This window comes from Streptomyces sp. NBC_01750 (genome assembly GCF_035918095.1).
GTDB lineage: Bacteria > Actinomycetota > Actinomycetes > Streptomycetales > Streptomycetaceae > Streptomyces.
The window spans coordinates 2,639,742-2,655,502 of the sequence record NZ_CP109137.1 but is presented as its reverse complement, the minus strand read 5'-3'; the positions used below and the strand labels follow the sequence as shown (position 1 = coordinate 2,655,502).

Genomic DNA, 15,761 nt, shown 5'->3' with positions numbered 1-15,761 from the left:
GGCCCGGACCCTCAGGTACGGACTTCGGCACCCCGCTTGTGCAGCAGATCGACCATCAGTCCGACCTCCGAGCGCTGGGCGTCCACCATTCCCTGGGCGAGATTCCGCTCCGTATCCACGGTGCAGAGCTTCACGCAGCCCTCGGCCATCGAGATGCCGCCGTTGTGGTGGATGATCATCAGCTGGAGATACTCGATCTCGGCCTGCTTGCCGCCGGCCCTGCCGAGCCGCCCCAGGTCCGTGTTGGTCGCCATGCCCGGCATCAGCGAGCCGTCCTTGGCCTGATGTCCGGAGTGCGTGGCGTGAGCGCCCTTCATGTCCGGCATCATCCACGCCATCGGCTCGCTGTCCGTGGAGACCTTCGGCAGTCCCCACAGATCCAGCCAGCCCAGCATCATCCCCCGCTGGTTGGCCTGGGTGTTGGCGATGTCGTACGCGAGGCGGCGCACCTCGTCGTCCTTCGTACGGTCCCGGACGATGAAGGACATCTCCACCGCCTGCTGATGATGGACCGACATATCGCGCGCGAATCCGGCGTCCGCAGAAGTCGCCGCCGGTGTACGCAAGTTGGCGCCGTCATTGCCGCTGCCGCCCGCGGAGGCCACCGTGGCGGCCCCCGCGAAGAGCAGCGCGAGCACGACCGCCGTGATGGCCGCCCAGTGCGTACGGGTCATGCGGGTCACTTGGCGCCCAGACCGTTGGTGCACGCCGCGCCCGGCTCGGGCGTCTGCGCGCCCTGGACGTACTTGGTGAAGAACTTGTTCACGCGCGGGTCGTCGGCGCTGTCCACGGTGACCTGCTTGCCCCAGGCGCTGAGCATGATCGCACCGGACTGGTCCTTGACCGGGCTCATCAGCGTGTAAGGGGTCTTCTTGACCTTCTCGCCGAGCTTGGTCACATCGGCCGCGGGAGCCTTGTCGTTGTACGTCACCCAGACCGCGCCGTGCTCCAGCGAGTGCACGGCGTTCATGTCCGGGATCGCCTCCTTGTAGACGTCACCGTTGCAGTTCATCCACACCTGGTTGTGGTCGCCGCCGACCGGCGGCTTCATCGGGTAGGTGACCGTCTTGGTGACATGGGTGCGGCCGAGCTTCTTGGCGTCCCAGGACTTCTCACCGGTGATCGGAGACTTGGCCTCGGCGACCTTCTGCTCCTTCTTGTCCGACTCCTTGTTGAGCGCGAAGACGCCGAAGCCGACGAGACCGGCGACGACGACAGCGCTGACGCTGATCGTGATGATGCGGTTACGGCGCTCGCGGGCCTGCTCGGCGCGGCGCATCTCTTCTATCCGGGTCCGGCGGTCGCTGTTGCGGGAAGCCATGGTGGTGTCGTCCTTCGTGAAGTCTGCGGTGATCAAGGGGCTGGGGGCGGCGGGGCCTGTTACGTCCGCAGCACTTGAAGGACGTGAAGGTCCGGGGCGCGCGGGAGCGCCCCGGACCGGGGCAGCCGGCCGGTGGGAGCCGGCAGGTCGAGATGCGGGGGCTGCGCGCCGGCCTCGAGCGGGGCGGCCGGCGGCGGCGCGGTGAGCACGGCCGGGCCGGCCAGCGGCAGCAGACCGCAGGCGCCGTCGTCGTACGGGCAGGTGTACGCGGTCGGGACGGCCGGCAGGGCATTGTTGTGGTGGGGTGCCGACGGGCTCAGACAGATGAAGAGCGCGCCGAGGAGCGTCGTCACGGCACTCAGCAGTGCCATGGGACGCGCGGTGCGCGCGATGTGGTTGAGCCGTGAACCCCCCATGGCCGCAGATGGTAGTGGGCAGCGGCGCTCCGCACCTCATACGGGGCTGGTAAACAGCCATCCCCACCCGCCGGGAAGGAGCGAAGGGAATCTCAGGGTCGTCGGTGGCCACGTCCTGACCCACAATGGGCTCGGACCCACAATGGGCTCAGTCGGTACAGCGGGCATCGGCGCGCTGCCAGTGGACGGGTCCGCAACGCGCCTGAAACTCTTCGATGGCATGCTCGTGCGGAGCAGGCGGCTTGACCAGCAAGGATGGGTGAAAATGGATAAGCAGCAGGAATTCGTGCTCCGTACGCTCGAGGAGCGCGACATTCGCTTCGTGCGCCTGTGGTTCACCGATGTGCTCGGCTTCCTGAAGTCGGTCGCGGTGGCTCCCGCCGAGCTCGAGCAGGCCTTTGACGAGGGCATCGGCTTCGACGGCTCCGCGATCGAGGGTTTCGCGCGGGTCTACGAGTCCGACATGATCGCCAAGCCGGATCCGAGCACCTTCCAGATCCTGCCGTGGCGCGCCGAGGCCCCCGGCACGGCGCGGATGTTCTGCGACATCCTGATGCCGGACGGCTCCCCGTCCTTCGCCGACCCCCGCTACGTACTGAAACGCATCCTCGCCAAGACCTCCGACCTGGGCTTCACCTTCTACACCCACCCGGAGATCGAGTTCTTCCTGCTGAAGAACAAGCCGCTCGACGGCACCCGCCCCACCCCCGCCGACAACTCCGGCTACTTCGACCACACCCCGCAGAACGTGGGCATGGACTTCCGCCGGCAGGCGATCACCATGCTCGAGTCCATGGGCATCTCGGTGGAGTTCAGCCACCACGAGGGCGCGCCGGGCCAGCAGGAGATCGACCTGCGGTACGCGGACGCGCTGTCCACCGCGGACAACATCATGACCTTCCGCCTGGTCATGAAGCAGGTCGCGCTGGAGCAGGGCGTGCAGGCGACCTTCATGCCGAAGCCGTTCAGCGAGTACCCGGGCTCGGGCATGCACACCCACCTCTCGCTCTTCGAGGGCGACCGGAACGCTTTCTACGAGTCCGGCTCGGAGTACCAGCTCTCCAAGGTCGGCCGCTCCTTCATCGCGGGCCTGCTCAAGCACGCGGCGGAGATCTCGGCCGTGACCAACCAGTGGGTGAATTCCTACAAGCGCATCTGGGGCGGCTCGGCCCGCAGCGCCGGCGCGGGCGGCGAGGCCCCTTCGTACATCTGCTGGGGCCACAACAACCGCTCGGCGCTGATCCGCGTCCCGATGTACAAGCCGGGCAAGACCGGCTCGGCCCGGGTGGAGGTCCGCTCGATCGACTCGGGCGCGAACCCCTATCTGACGTACGCGGTCCTGCTGGCTGCGGGCCTCAAGGGCATCGAGGAGGGCTACGAACTCCCGGCCGGCGCGGACGACGACGTGTGGGCGCTCTCCGACGCGGAGCGCCGGGCGATGGGCATCGAGCCGCTGCCGCAGAACCTCGGCGAGGCGATCACGCTGATGGAGCGCAGCGAGCTGGTCGCCGAGACGCTGGGCGAGCATGTTTTCGACTTCTTCCTGCGCAACAAGAAGCAGGAGTGGGAGGAGTACCGCTCCGAGGTCACGGCCTTCGAGCTGCGCAAGAACCTGCCGGTGCTGTAGCCGCAGGTCAGCGGCGCTCAGCCGACAGAGCAACGATCCGGGCCGGAGGCGTACCGCCGCCGGCCCGGAGCCGTCTCATTCGCTCTGGGCCGTCCGTGGGCCGTAGGACGCGTGAGAGCACGGCCCAGCACGTGTGGATACCAGCACGATGTGAAAAAACGCGGGCGATGCGGAGCCATCCCGAGGCATGGCCCACTGCCTCGTCCGGCACGCCGAAAAGATCTCTCCCCGGCGCGGGCCGCAGCCCTCTCCCGTGTCGGGGACGCAGGGCGCAGGGCGTCGGGTGCCGGTGGCTCGTGGGGGCTCCCCATCGAGGTCCGCCGGACACGTTCCTAGCCCCGGGTCGCGCTGAACGCGCCGAACGCGGCGAGCGTGAAGCCGTCCCGCAGCTCTCCCGCGCGGATCGCCTTCGCGATGTCGTCCGGGCTCCACCACCGCGCGTCGGCGACCTCGCCGCCGCCGGCCGCGTCGGGGTGCAGCGGGGCGTCGGCAGGAACAGTGACCTCGACGACGGCAACCTCGCTCTCCAGCATGCCGGAGTCGACGTCCAGGTACGCCACTACAGCCGCTGCGGACGCCGCCAGTCCCGCTTCCTCGACCAGTTCGCGCAGCGCGTCCGAGACGGGATCGGTCTCGCCGAAGCCGCGCGGCAGTTCCCAGGCCCACCGGCCGATGGCGGGTCGCCACTGGCGGACCATCAGTACGTCGTCACCTCGTCGGGCCAGCACCACGACTCCCGGACGGCTGCCGCCGACGCGGATGCGGTGCCGGACGGCCTCGGTGCCGGACGGCAAGCGGTAGGTGTCGAGGTACACCTCGCACCACCGCCCGCCATCAGCGTCGGTGTAGGCCTTGCGGGTGTGCGTGCGCGGCGCCTGGGTGTCCATCAGACCCTCCTTGTCAGCGCCTCGGGGAGCTCCATCACGTCATACCGCCCCCGGTAGTCGGTCAGGCGGGGCAGCCCGGCGGCCACGGCCGCGACGACGACCGGCGCCAGCGCCCCGCCCGCGCCGGCCGCGAGTGCCGCAGGCGCCCCCTCCCCGAACATATCGGCGGCCAGGCTCAGTCCGCCGCCCGCGGCCATCTGGGCGGTGATCCCGCGCGCGGCCCGTACGACCCGCTGGATCCGGGTGACCGGCACCGCGTCCACGCCACCGGCCGGTGGCTCCTTCGTACGACCCCCGAGCAGGTCGCCCACCTCCTGCAGCGCGGCGAGGTCGTGGCGCTGCCACCAGTTGGCGAGAGCGTCGGCAGCGTCGTCGGTGAAACGCCGCCACTGCTCCCCGCTCATCAGGCCGAGCCGCAGCTCGAACCAGGTCGGGTAGGTCACGACCGGTGTCCGCTCCGCCTGCACCGCTGCCTCCCGGCGGCGGACGCCGCGCCGGGGTGCGGCCAGCCCGAGCAGGCAGCCCTCGCCCGCGGCGATGGCTCGGTAGTACGTCTCGTCGAAGGACTCGCGCAGCGTCTGCGCGTCCGCCCGCGCCGCGGGGTCGGCGGAGCGCAGCAGGGGGGCAAGGCTCTCGTACAGGCGGCTACGGTTGGGCCGGCCGCGTACGTCGAAGTCCCCGCCGGTCCAGGCGGCGAGCACCGCCCGGCCCTGGTCGCCGGCCACGTCCTCAGGCCGCGGCGGGGGCCGCACCGCGTACGCGGTCTCGAAGTCGGCCGGTACCAGGGGGCTGACCTCCAGGAGGCCGCGCTCGGCGGCCTCCAGCCAGTCACCCCAACGGGCGACTGTGCGCCGCCGCAGCGGAGGGTCGAGGACACCGGTCGCTGCCAGCAGCCTGTCCGCCATGACGACCGGCCCCTCTGCGGCGAGGGCCGCGACCGCAGCCTCGCCGTCCGCGCGGGCGGCCAACTCCCGCTGGAGTTCCAGGCATTGTTCGTCGGGGATCGGGAGGGAAGAGAAGAGGAAACCGCTCGAGAGCATCGCGATCAGCTGCCCGGCCAGGTCCGCGCCCTGGGAGTTCACCCGGATCGGCAGCATCGCGCCACCACCGATCGTCCGGATCGCCAACTCGTCGAGGAGTGCGGCGGGCCGGAGCACGGCGAAGGCGGCGCCGTCGAGCAGTTGCGGATAGGACAGGAACAGGGAGCCGCCCTGGATGACCTCCCAGCGCAGCCGCCCGAGTAACTCTGCCCGCCCGAGCGCGGTCAGCCGCTCCACCGGGGTGGCGGCCCCGGCTGCGTGGGTGCTGAGCGTGGCCCGCTGCCGCACGCTGTCCCACCCCGTGCTGAGCACCGCAGTCATGTGCCCGCCCCTTCCTTGGCCCCGTACGGGGCCAGTCCAGCATGTGCCCGTGGGCGGGACAAGAGAGAGCGTGGATCTTGATACGTAGGCGGTCGGTCCCCAGACGGCCACGAGCGCCTCGCCGATCAAGCCGCGTGCGAATCCCGGCCACGGCGCCGAGTTGTGCCCGGGGCTCGATCGCAGCGGCCGGCACATGGTGATCGTCGGGACCGGGACCGGGACCGGGTGACTGCGGCACCCTCTCGAGCGGGGCAGCCGGCCCCGGGCCGGCGGCTGTGTGCCGCGCGGCCCGGGGCCGGATCACCGGACCTCTAGCACGGGGTGACGTGCCAGACCGGGGCCCAGTTGTAGTTGCCGTTGTTGGCGTACGCGCCGGGCGTGGTGTAGATGGTGTTGTAGCCGCGGTCCAGGAACCTGGCCCTGGTGCCCGGGGTCTGGTTGTTGCTCCAGGATCCGGGGCCGTTCCAGTTCGAAAGGTCGTACGTCTGGCACTTCCACAGGTTGAACTGGGTGCCGGTGAAGCTGGTACCGGTCCACATGCAGAAGTTCTCGTACGGACAGGCTGCCTTCGGGCCCGCCGCGCCGGACAGGTCGCGGGCGTAGCGCTCTCCGGGGACGGCGACGACGATCTCGCCCCTGCCCGCCAGTTCGATCTTGTTGGCGGCGACCTGCTTGCCGCCCGCCGTGGTGAGGTAGCCGTCCACCGTGGTCTGGAGTTGTTTCGCCTGGGCGCCGGTCAGCCCCGCATGCTTCGCCTGGGCTGCGAATTCCTGGTGGCTGTTACCGCTTGCGGCGGAGGCCGTACCCGTGAGTCCGATCATTGCTGCGGCGATCAGTGTCATCACCGCGACCACCGGTGTGGTCAGCTTGCGTAACGCCATGTGTGACTCCCCCTACTGGTTGTCGAGCTGCATGCCCGCGCTCTTGCGGCGGGCATGCCAATGAGTCTCTCGGGGGACCGGAGTGGCGGACAACCGTTTTCTATGTGGATGTCCAGAAGACGCCACTCATACTATTGATCACCCAACGGGCTGGAATATGGCCTTGTGTTGGCGTGGCGCTCCGGTGTTCCGGCCGCGGCGGCGCGGCACATCGCTCAGCTGTCCCGGCGGCGGCCCGTGCCGCGGCCTCGGTGGCGTCGTAGCCCGGCCGGCGGCTCACCGGATGCCGCCCGGCCCGGAAACCGGCAGGGTGGCTCCATCAGGACTCTCCCGCACAGACGAGGACCGCCCATGTCCGTGACCGATCACCGGCGTCTCGGCGTCGCCGCCGGGGCCGTGCTCCTGACTGTCGCGGTCACGGGCTGCTCCGCCCTCGGCCGCAACGCGGTGGGCACCATCTCCTACAGCACGGAGAAGGACGCCCTTGTGACGGTGTCGAATCCCCTGGTCACGGGTTGCCACCGGCTGGGGCCCGCCGGTGCGGTCAGGGTCATCAACAACACCATGGTGGACATGATCCTTTATCCGGGCGGGAACTGCTCCGGCGGTACGTCGACGTATGTGGCGACCACGTTGTCCGACAACATCGCCCCCGTGGCCAAGCCGTGGCGGAGCTACTCCCTTGTCCACTGAGGCGCGACGCCACGGGTGCCGAGTCGGCGAGAGCTGCCGAAACACGGCGACGAGGGAAGTGCGGGCCCGTGCCGCATTGCTGGTAGATACACCTACATCCGTATCGAGGAGCCATGGTGCACTCAAACGCTGAACAGCCCGCCGATGTCGTCGCCCGGCTGCGTGCCACCTTCCGCAGCGGGCGTACCAGGCCGCTCTCCTGGCGCAGGGAGCAGCTGACCGGCCTGCGGACCATGCTGACCGAGCGCAGTCAGGAGTTCGTCGCCGCGCTCCGTGCGGACCTCGGCAAGAGTGAGCGCGAGGTGTTCCGTACCGAGATCGGCTCCACCTTGGGCGAGATCGACAACACCCTGGAACACCTGGAGGAGTGGCTGCGGCCCGAGCCCGCCGAGGTTCCCGAACGTCTCCGTACGGCGACCGCGTGGACGGTGCGTGACCCGTTGGGTGTCGTACTGGTCATCGCGCCGTGGAACTATCCGGCGCACCTGCTGCTCGCGCCGGTGGTCGGAGCGCTCGCCGCGGGCAACTGCGTCGTCGCCAAGCCGAGCGAGCTGGCTCCGGCCACCTCCCGGGTCCTCGGCGAGCTGCTGCCGCAGTTCGTCGACACCGATGCGCTGGCCGTGGTGGAAGGTGCCGTCCCGGAGACCACCGCCCTGCTGGAGCAGCACTTCGACCACATCTTCTACACCGGCAACGGAACCGTGGGCCGCATCGTGATGCGCGCGGCCGCCGAGCACCTCACCCCGGTGACTCTGGAACTCGGCGGGAAGTCGCCCGCGTTCGTCGACCAGGGAACGGACCTGCAGACGGTGGCGTCCCGGCTCGTGGCCACGAAGTTCCTCAACGTGGGGCAGACCTGCGTAGCCCCGGACTATGTGCTCACCGACCCGGTGACCGCGAGCAAGCTCGAGGACGCCCTGGAGACGGCGGTGCAGCAGGCGTACGGCGACGATCCGGCCGCCTCGCCCGAATACGGCCGGATCGTCAACGAACGGCACTTCGACCGGCTGACCGGCCTCCTCGGCTCGGGCCGTCCGGTCGTCGGGGGCGAGCACGACCGCGCGATCCGCTACTTCGCCCCGACCGTACTGGCGGGAGTGGCGCCGGACTCCCCGGTCATGTCCGAGGAGATCTTCGGCCCGATCCTGCCGATCGTGGAGGTCGCCGGCCTCGACGAGGCCATCGCGTTCATCAACGAGCGGGACAAGCCGTTGGCGCTGTACGCGTTCACGGAATCAACCACGACCCGCGACCGGCTGCTGGCGGAGACCTCCTCGGGCGGCGTCGGGTTCGGCCTCCCGCTGGCGCATCTCACGGTGTCCGATCTGCCCTTCGGAGGTGTCGGCGAGAGCGGCATGGGCAACTACCACGGCCGCTACTCCCTGGAGACCTTCAGCCACCGAAAGGCCGTGCTGGACATGCCGCTCGGCTGAATCGCCCGGAGCCTGACCGGAGTTCGGCCGCTGCCCGCGCCAGTCGCGGGGGCGCAGCGATGAATGGGTTAGGCGTGAGGTGCAGCTGAACGAGGTCGCTCCCGGCAGCTGGCCGGCTGCCGGGAGCGGTGTGGGGTGTCGCTAGTTGTAAGGCTTGAAGAAACGGGTTGATGCGTAGACCCACTGGGGTGCCGTGTAGGACCAACTGGCCAGCGCCCCGTTGAATTTGGCGTCCTCTGCCCGCGCGGTCCGGGTCCACATCTTCACGGCGCCGTCAGGCTGGTGGTACATGGCGCCGATGTCGTCGAGTCCGTCGCCGTTGTAGTCGCCGATGACGAGCTGGCTGTGTTTGATGTCCCAGCTGTCGGCGTTGTGGGCCTTGGGATCAGGGGCGGCCGAGGGCCCGGTAGGTCCAACCGGCCTGGCGCCAGGTGTCGGGGTTGAGGGCGCCGCGGCCGTCGATGACCAGGGGCTGAGTCGGGCGGTGGGCGAGGCGGTGCGGGTCGATGTGACCGAACTCTGCCCATTCGGTCAGGTGCAGCAGCAGGTCGGCGTCCTGGACGGCGGCGATCGGGTCCTCGACGTAGTCGAGTTCGGGATGGAGTTTGCGGGCGTTGTCCAAGGCCTTGGGGTCGGTGACGGTGACGGTGGCGCCGAGTTCGTGGAGTTTCTGGGCGACGGCGAGGGCGGGCGAGTCGCGGATGTCGTCGGTGTTGGGTTTGAAGGCGGCGCCCCAGACGGTGATCCGCTTGCCCATGAGGTCGCCGCCGAGCTGTTCGCGGGCGAGGTCAATCATGGCCTCGCGGCGGCGGGTGTTGACCGCGTCGGCTTCGCGGAGGATGCCGGTGGCTGCTTCGGCGCCGAGGGCCACGGCCTGGGCGATGAAACCGCGGATGTCCTTGGGCAGGCAGCCGCCGCCGAACCCGAGGCCGGGGCGCATGCCACGCCGGCCGATCCGGGGGTCGTGCCCGAGGACCTCGCCGGCGAACGGCAGCCGGTTCTCCAGCTGCCACCAGGTGTGCTGGTCGAGCGAGCCTGTCACGACGTCGAAGGTCAGCAGGGTGGCGGGGGCCAGCAGCTGGATGCCCTGGAACGGGGTGTCGACGCCGACGGGGGTCTCGATCGCCAGCATCTCCGGGCGGACGATCAGTGGCGCCTGGCCGTATCCGGTCAGGGTGGTGACCTCGGAGGCGAACGTGAGCCGGCCGCCGTCCAGGCGCCAGTAGAGCGGCTTCTCACCGAGCCGGTCGCGGGTCAGGAACAGCTTGCCGCCGCGTGGGTCGTAGACCGCGAGGGCGAACATGCCGTCCAGCCCGTCCAGGCAGGACGGCCCGAGCTTCGTCCATGCCTTGAGGACCAGGTGGGCGTCGGTCTCTTTCTCGCCGAGTTCGATGCCCCAGGCGGCGGCCTGCTGCTGGTAGTTGTAGATCTCGCCGTTGAAGGCCAGCAGCACTCCCGTGGTGCGGTCGAGGTAAGGGCCGGGATGGGCGAGCGGGTCGACGATCAGCAGCGTGTTCATGGCCAGCACCGCCCGCCCGTCGCTGGACGCGGCGTGCGTGGTGCCGTCCGGTCCGCGGTAGTGCTGGGCGGTGCCCATGGCCTTCACCGTCGTCTGGTGCCACTGAGCGTCCGGTCCAGCCAGTCCTGCGATTCCGCACATCTGGTTCACCCCCGAGAGTGAGTGGTGGTGCCCTGTCGGCGGCCACCGCCGGAAGGAGCCTCGTCCAGCTCCGGCGGTGGCCTGGGCCTTCATCACAGCGGTCGGGGACAGGACCGGGGAGGGCTCGCAGGGGGGCTCACAACTCGCGTGCGCGGTTCACTGGGAGCCCGGAAGGCAATACCCTCGGTGACCCAACACACGTAGCGTGTACGACTCTTCGTGCCCAGCGAGGGGTTCGCGTACGACTGAAAATCCTCAGCTCGTCCGCGTGCCACTTTCTGTGCCCAGTCGAGTACGACCTCGTGCGCATCGCTCCAGTACTGGTCAAGGGGGACGTCGTGGCATCGAGCGTCCGTCGGACCCGTCCGCCCAATACGGACCTGGCCCGGCTGATCGAAGCCTCTGGCGCAAGCCACAAGTCCCTGGCTCTGCGCGTGAACCAGCTCGCCCACCAGGCCGGGACAGAGACCGACTACTCGCATACGTCCGTGGCGAACTGGTGCCGGCGCGGGATGATCCCGAAGCCGCCGGTGCCCCGGCTGCTGGCCCAGGCGATCGGGGAACGGCTGGGGCGGCCCGTCAATCTCGCGGAAATCGGTATGGGCGAGGCGGAGACAATCGACGCTTCGGTGGGGTTGGATTTCTCGCGAGATCCCGCCGACGCTGTCCGCGTCGCCACTTCGTTCTGGAGCTCCGTGAACCGCCGCGACTTCCTCAAGGAGACCGGGTCCGGCTTCGCCGTGTCCGCGTTCACCCTCCCCGTCACCCGCTGGCTGGTCAGCCCCGCCGACGAGACCGCCGACCACCGGGGCGGCCAGCAAGTCGGCCGCTCAGACCTGGACGAACTGCGCGAGGCCGCCGACCACGCCCGTCACTGGGACTCGAAGTATGGCGGCGGGAACTGGAAGTCCAGCTCCGTCACCGATTGCCTTGAGCACCGGGCGGCCCCGCTCCTGCAGGGCACCTTCTCCGACGACGTTGGCCGTGAACTCTTCAGCGTGACCGCCGAGTTGTCGCGGCTTGCCGGGTGGACGGCGTTCGACGTCGGGCAGCACGATGCCGCCCAGCGGCACTTCATCCAGGCTCTCCGCCTGGCCCGCGCGGGCGGGGATGTGCAGCTGGGCTGCTATGTCCTGACCACGATGGCCATGCAGTCCCTGATGCGGGGCTTCTCCTCCGAGGCCGTGGACATGGCCCAGGGAGCCTTCGAACGCGCCAAGGGGCAGGCGGCGCCGAGGGTGCTGGCGTTCACCAAGCTGATCGAGGCCCGCGCTCACGCCCGCGAGAACGACCCCCGGGCCGCCTCCCGGGCCCTGGCGGCCTCCGAGGATCTGCTGGTCCGGGCCAAGGCCGACAGCGGCGACGAGCCCGGATGGATCGACTTCTATCACCACGCCCGCCTCTCGGCGGACGCCGCCGAGGTCTTCCGCGACCTGAAGAACCCCAAGGCTGCCCTCGCCTGGAACAAGCAGGCCGTCGCGATGCCGACCGGGGTGTTCACCCGCTCTGTCGGGATGCGGCTCGCGATCGTTGGGACCGCCCATCTGCAGGCCCGCGACCTCGACCACGGTCTCGAGCTCGGCAACCGCTCCGTCGACATCCTCGCCCGCGTTCAGTCCAGCCGGGCCAAGGACTACGTCCGCGAGTTCAACGCGGCCCTGGCGCCCTGGCGGCGCGAGCCAGCCGTCTGCGAGTTCGTCCACCGCACCCGCTCCGAACTCGGCGTCGCCGCCTGAGCAGTGCCCAGCCTGCGCGCCCACGCCCCCCGGCTCCTGCTCTGGCGCGGGACGTCCGCCGCCTCGCCCCTGCCGTGTCCGCCTGGCTGGAACGCGGCATCGAGCCCGGCGCCGTACCCTCACCGCGGCGCTGCCCGCCGACCCGATCCACCACCCGGCGGCCCTCGTCGCCCACCGACTGACGGCGATGCTGCCCCCGCCGCTTCCCGCCGTCGCGGTCACACCCCGCCCCGACCCGCTCCAGAACTGCGACCGCTGCGACCGCGCCTTCCGCGCTCCTGAACCGGGATGCTGCCCCGGCTGCGCCGCACGCGGAGACCCGGCCGACCGAGTCAGCGTTCCGAGAGTGGTGCCGGTGCCTCCTGGACCACCCAGCCGTTGCCGTCCGGGTCCTTGAAGAACATGAACGAGTTCCATTCCTCGCCCGGGCCGTCCTCCCAGCCCCCTCGGCCCACGTGCTGGATCGCGCTGACGGGCACGGACCGTCCGGTCAACGCCGCGTGGGCCGCGGCGATGTCCGTCACGCACAGCTGGAGGCCCTGGAGCGAGCCCGGGGTCATGGCCTGTTGGTCCGGGCGGTCGGGCATGCCGCTGCTCAGCGCGATCGAGCAGCGGGAGCCCGGCGGGGTCAGCTGGATGATGCGGATACCGGGGGCCACCTCCTGGTCGAGGTCGACCTTGAAGCCGCAGCCGTCCTCGTAGAACGTCTTCGACCGGTCGAGATCGGAGGACGGGACCATGATCACTTCAAGCGTCAGTTCCATCGGTGGTGTTCCCCTCGCCGAGATCGGTTGAGTGGAGATCGATTGAGTTCACTGGGCGAACTGCCAGCGGGTCTGGCCGAACGGGTCGCCCTTGCTGAAGCCGAACGCCGTGCGCGGCGCGACCCGGAACACCAGCGCCGGGCCGCCGTCGCCGACGAAGGCGCCGTCGCGGACGTCGAACTTCCAGTCCTCGCCGTACTTGTCGACATACACCGCGGCCAGCGCGCGAAGTCGCGTCTCGTCGCTCACCCGTACCGCCCGGCCCTCGACCACCAGGTCGTAGCCCTCGCTCAGGACGTTGGCGCCGGTGGTGAGGACGACCTCCTGATTGTGGCGGAGGTTCTTGGCTTTGCGCTCGTCCGCGCCGGTGCAGAAATGCAGCCCGCCGTCGTGCCACACGGCGATCAGCGGGGTGACGTGCGGACGGCCGTCGGGCCGCACGGTCGACAGCCAGAAAATCTCGGCGGCGCTCAGGCGCTCGACCGCCCGGGACCAGTCGGCGGTGGTGGCCTTCTCGTCGCTGTAGCGGGCGTCCAGTTCGGCCTGGGGTTCGTCGTCGGGGGCGTTCCCGGGGCTGTTCAGAGGGTCGTTCTCGGGCATGGCGCGGTCCTCTCGCATTCGGGGGTCACCGAATGTGTAGACCGCGCCCGGCGCCTGTATTCATCGGTCAGCCGACCGGGGTCCAGGAAGCCGGCGAACCGCGGGCGTCCGCCTGTGCCCAGTACAGGCGCCCGTCGAGGCCCACCGCGGCCAGACCCGCGCCTTTCGCCCCGCTCGGTACGCCCGCCGGCGCGCCCGCGAACAGCGAACCGGCCGCGCGCCACTGGGCCCGCCCGGTCCGCGCAGACCTACCTGCCGCGCCTGCCTCGCCGGTTCCCGCGACGGCCGGTGCGAGCAGCGCCGTGCCGGGTGTCCCGGTCCTGGAGCGGACCGCGAGCAGGGTGCTGTCCGGACCCGAGACGCCGACCGGACCGAAGCCCGCCGGGCCACCCAGCTCCGTCACCGGTGAGACGCCGGTGCCGGAGAACCGGACCGTTCGGACGTCGCCCGAGCCGGGCTTGCGGAACCAGAGCCGTACGCCGTCGCCGTCACGGCCCGCGCTCAGCGTGAGTGTCGTCGGCGGCACTCCGGTCGCGGTCGGGCCCGTCAGCGGCGCGCCGGGCGCCGGCTGGATGAAGGAGACGACCGAGCGAGCCGTGCCGACGAACACGTACTGGCGGCCCTTCGCGTCCGTCGCGGCGACCGGGTCGCCGTGCACATCCCGGCCGCCCCGCCCCTGCCACGGCGTCCAGGAGCCGTCCGGCCGCCGGGCGGTGGAGCTGAGCGAGTGGCTGCCGTCGCGCAGATAGACAGTCATCAGGCCGGCGCGGTCCACGGTCACCGCCGGGGCGCTGATGTCGGAGGTCCCGGAGGCGTCGTCGCGCTCGGGGGTGCCCAGCGAGCGCCACGGTCCGAACGCGCCGTCCGGCGTGCGCTGCACGGTCGTGACGACGTCCCTGCGATAGTCCTCCGGGCCGTCGCCGAGCGTCGTACGAGTACCGAACACGGCGATCCGCCCATCAGGCAGCTTCACCGAGGTCACTCCGCTGTCGATGCCCTCGCCCGCCAGCAGCCTCGGACCGCTCCACGCGCCGGCCGCGCCGGCGGACCCGGCGGACCCGGTGGCCCCGGCCGCCCTGTGCCAGACCGCCAGCCGAGTGTCGAGCACTGAGAACGCCCACAGCCCGCCGTCCCTGCCCGGCTGCACCCAGGAAGTGGACTCGCCGCGCGTGTAGCGGACGGACTGCGCCCAGCCGTGCCCTCCGGGGCGGGCGGCCACCTTGCGGTCGCCGCAGCCGGCCTCGTCTCCGCAGTGGTTCTCGCCGTCCATCCAGGCGTACGTCTTCAGCGTGCGCAGCTTGGCCGCGGCGGTGGCGGGGTCGAGGGTGCGCGGCAGCCGGCTGGTGAAGTAGCCCAGGTAGTTCTGGACGCTGAAGGCGGGACGGCCCGTTGAGCCCGCGTATCGCGTGAGCGCGGCCTGCACGAACCGTGCGCCGTACATGTGGTCCTGGTGGTCGGTGACCTTGCCCGAGGTGCCGGTCCGGCCCGGCGTCGGGTCCTGCATCCGGACGTGGGTCGGGCGGAACCGCTCGAGGAGGCCGGCGACCGTGTCGACGACCTGCTCCTTGGTGTACGAGAAGCCCTTGGTGACCGGGCTGGAGGAGGCGAGCTGCGAGCCGAGCGTGTCCACCCGGCCGTCCCACAGGCCGTGCAGGCTCTTCGGCCGGTCGCCGGCTATCGACCCGGCCTCGTGCAGCTGCACCCACACCAGGTTGACCTCGGGCCGCGCCTTGAGAGTGTCGAGCTCGGCCGTGCCGCCGCCCGCGGTGGGGATCGTGACGCGCTGCCAGGGGCTGGTGCGGTTGCCGGTGGCCATCTCCGCGTAGGCCGCGCGAATGCCGTTCTGCCTGGCCTCCGCGTAGCGGCCCTTGTCGGCGGCGGGCAGCTCGGCGAGCGCGTCCGCGGACAGCGGGCCGCCGCCCGGAGCGGTCTTGGACGCGTTCACCCCGTCCGCCTCGCCCGCCGTGAGGTACACCGACGTCAGAGCGCGGCCGGAGCCGACCGACTGGCTGGTGTCCGGGTTCATGAAGAACAGATCGTCGTCCGGATGGGCGACGATCTGCATCACGGAAGCGCCCGCGGGACGTGCCGCCGGGATCACGTTCTCCTGGGCGTCGGAGGTGGCTTCCCCGGCGCCGGAGAGGCAGGCGATGCCGACGAGCGGACCCAGGATCAAGGTCGCCGTCAGGCCACGACGGGACAGCGGGGCGAAGCGGCGGGGCCCGGACGACAGCATGCGGTTGAGCCTTCGGTTTTCAAGGGATCAATAGGTCCTGACCAGCAGTGACCGAGAGGGATCAGCGGTGGTCGGCCAAGAAGACGGAAGAATCGCGCACGCGGTTCATTCGCTCCAAAGGTCGAACAACATGGCGTATGTCACGC

14 protein-coding genes are annotated in these 15,761 nt (G+C 70.4%); 4 read left to right on the top strand and 10 right to left on the bottom strand.

The features are described 5' to 3' along the window. Positions 1–11: 11 nt before the first annotated feature. The 3 genes from OG966_RS12010 to OG966_RS12000 are packed head-to-tail and all read right to left on the bottom strand — an operon-like array spanning position 12 to position 1,737. Positions 12–674, bottom strand: a complete 663-nt coding sequence (locus OG966_RS12010; RefSeq protein ID WP_326649550.1) for a DUF305 domain-containing protein — start codon at positions 672–674, stop codon at positions 12–14. 5 nt (positions 675–679) lie between these two features. Next, positions 680–1,321 (bottom strand): DUF3105 domain-containing protein, encoded by a 642-nt coding sequence (locus OG966_RS12005; RefSeq protein WP_326649549.1) that lies wholly within the window; start codon positions 1,319–1,321, stop codon positions 680–682. A gap of 59 nt (positions 1,322–1,380) precedes the next feature. Beyond that, positions 1,381–1,737 carry a hypothetical protein gene (locus OG966_RS12000; protein ID WP_326649547.1) on the bottom strand — a complete coding sequence of 119 codons (357 nt, stop codon included), beginning with the start codon at positions 1,735–1,737 and terminating at the stop codon, positions 1,381–1,383. A 265-nt stretch (positions 1,738–2,002) separates the two neighbouring features. Here OG966_RS12000 and glnA point away from each other — a divergent pair, with 265 nt between their 5' ends. Then, entirely contained in the window at positions 2,003–3,364 is a 1,362-nt protein-coding gene (gene glnA, locus OG966_RS11995) for a type I glutamate--ammonia ligase (RefSeq protein ID WP_326649546.1), read from the top strand. 332 nt (positions 3,365–3,696) lie between these two features. On the opposite strand, the gene OG966_RS11990 is transcribed toward glnA, so the two are convergent. From OG966_RS11990 to OG966_RS11980, 3 genes are all read right to left on the bottom strand, one after another. Continuing rightward, the gene (locus OG966_RS11990) at positions 3,697–4,251 is read right to left on the bottom strand and encodes an NUDIX hydrolase (protein WP_326649545.1); all 555 of its coding nucleotides are present in this window, start codon (positions 4,249–4,251) and stop codon (positions 3,697–3,699) included. Beyond that, positions 4,251–5,612, bottom strand: a complete 1,362-nt coding sequence (locus OG966_RS11985; RefSeq protein ID WP_326649543.1) for a hypothetical protein — start codon at positions 5,610–5,612, stop codon at positions 4,251–4,253. The genes OG966_RS11990 and OG966_RS11985 overlap by 1 nt, the downstream gene beginning before the upstream one ends. Positions 5,613–5,923: 311 nt before the next feature. Continuing rightward, the gene (locus tag OG966_RS11980) at positions 5,924–6,493 is read right to left on the bottom strand and encodes a hypothetical protein (RefSeq protein ID WP_326649541.1); all 570 of its coding nucleotides are present in this window, start codon (positions 6,491–6,493) and stop codon (positions 5,924–5,926) included. Positions 6,494–6,844: 351 nt separating this feature from the next. Here OG966_RS11980 and OG966_RS11975 point away from each other — a divergent pair, with 351 nt between their 5' ends. Together OG966_RS11975 and OG966_RS11970 are read left to right on the top strand one after the other, a co-directional pair. Next, positions 6,845–7,186 carry a hypothetical protein gene (locus OG966_RS11975; RefSeq protein ID WP_326649540.1) on the top strand — a complete coding sequence of 114 codons (342 nt, stop codon included), beginning with the start codon at positions 6,845–6,847 and terminating at the stop codon, positions 7,184–7,186. A gap of 113 nt (positions 7,187–7,299) precedes the next feature. Next, positions 7,300–8,619, top strand: coding sequence for an aldehyde dehydrogenase family protein (locus OG966_RS11970; protein WP_326649538.1), 1,320 nt, complete (start codon positions 7,300–7,302; stop codon positions 8,617–8,619). A gap of 385 nt (positions 8,620–9,004) precedes the next feature. On the opposite strand, the gene OG966_RS11965 is transcribed toward OG966_RS11970, so the two are convergent. Continuing rightward, positions 9,005–10,279, bottom strand: a complete 1,275-nt coding sequence (locus OG966_RS11965; RefSeq protein WP_326649537.1) for a UDP binding domain-containing protein — start codon at positions 10,277–10,279, stop codon at positions 9,005–9,007. Positions 10,280–10,617: 338 nt separating this feature from the next. On the opposite strand from OG966_RS11965, the gene OG966_RS11960 reads away from it, so the two are divergent. Then, the gene (locus OG966_RS11960; protein ID WP_326649536.1) at positions 10,618–12,015 is read left to right on the top strand and encodes a sporulation protein; all 1,398 of its coding nucleotides are present in this window, start codon (positions 10,618–10,620) and stop codon (positions 12,013–12,015) included. Positions 12,016–12,347: 332 nt separating this feature from the next. Here the strand turns inward: OG966_RS11960 and OG966_RS11955 are convergent, their stop codons facing one another. From OG966_RS11955 to OG966_RS11945, 3 genes are all read right to left on the bottom strand, one after another. After that, the gene (locus OG966_RS11955; protein ID WP_326649535.1) at positions 12,348–12,779 is read right to left on the bottom strand and encodes a VOC family protein; all 432 of its coding nucleotides are present in this window, start codon (positions 12,777–12,779) and stop codon (positions 12,348–12,350) included. A 48-nt stretch (positions 12,780–12,827) separates the two neighbouring features. Continuing rightward, complete coding sequence (locus OG966_RS11950; protein ID WP_326649534.1) at positions 12,828–13,379, bottom strand: pyridoxamine 5'-phosphate oxidase family protein; 552 nt, start codon at positions 13,377–13,379, stop codon at positions 12,828–12,830. A gap of 67 nt (positions 13,380–13,446) precedes the next feature. Next, positions 13,447–15,615, bottom strand: coding sequence for a PIG-L family deacetylase (locus tag OG966_RS11945; RefSeq protein WP_326649533.1), 2,169 nt, complete (start codon positions 15,613–15,615; stop codon positions 13,447–13,449). Between the last annotated feature and the right edge of the window lie 146 nt (positions 15,616–15,761).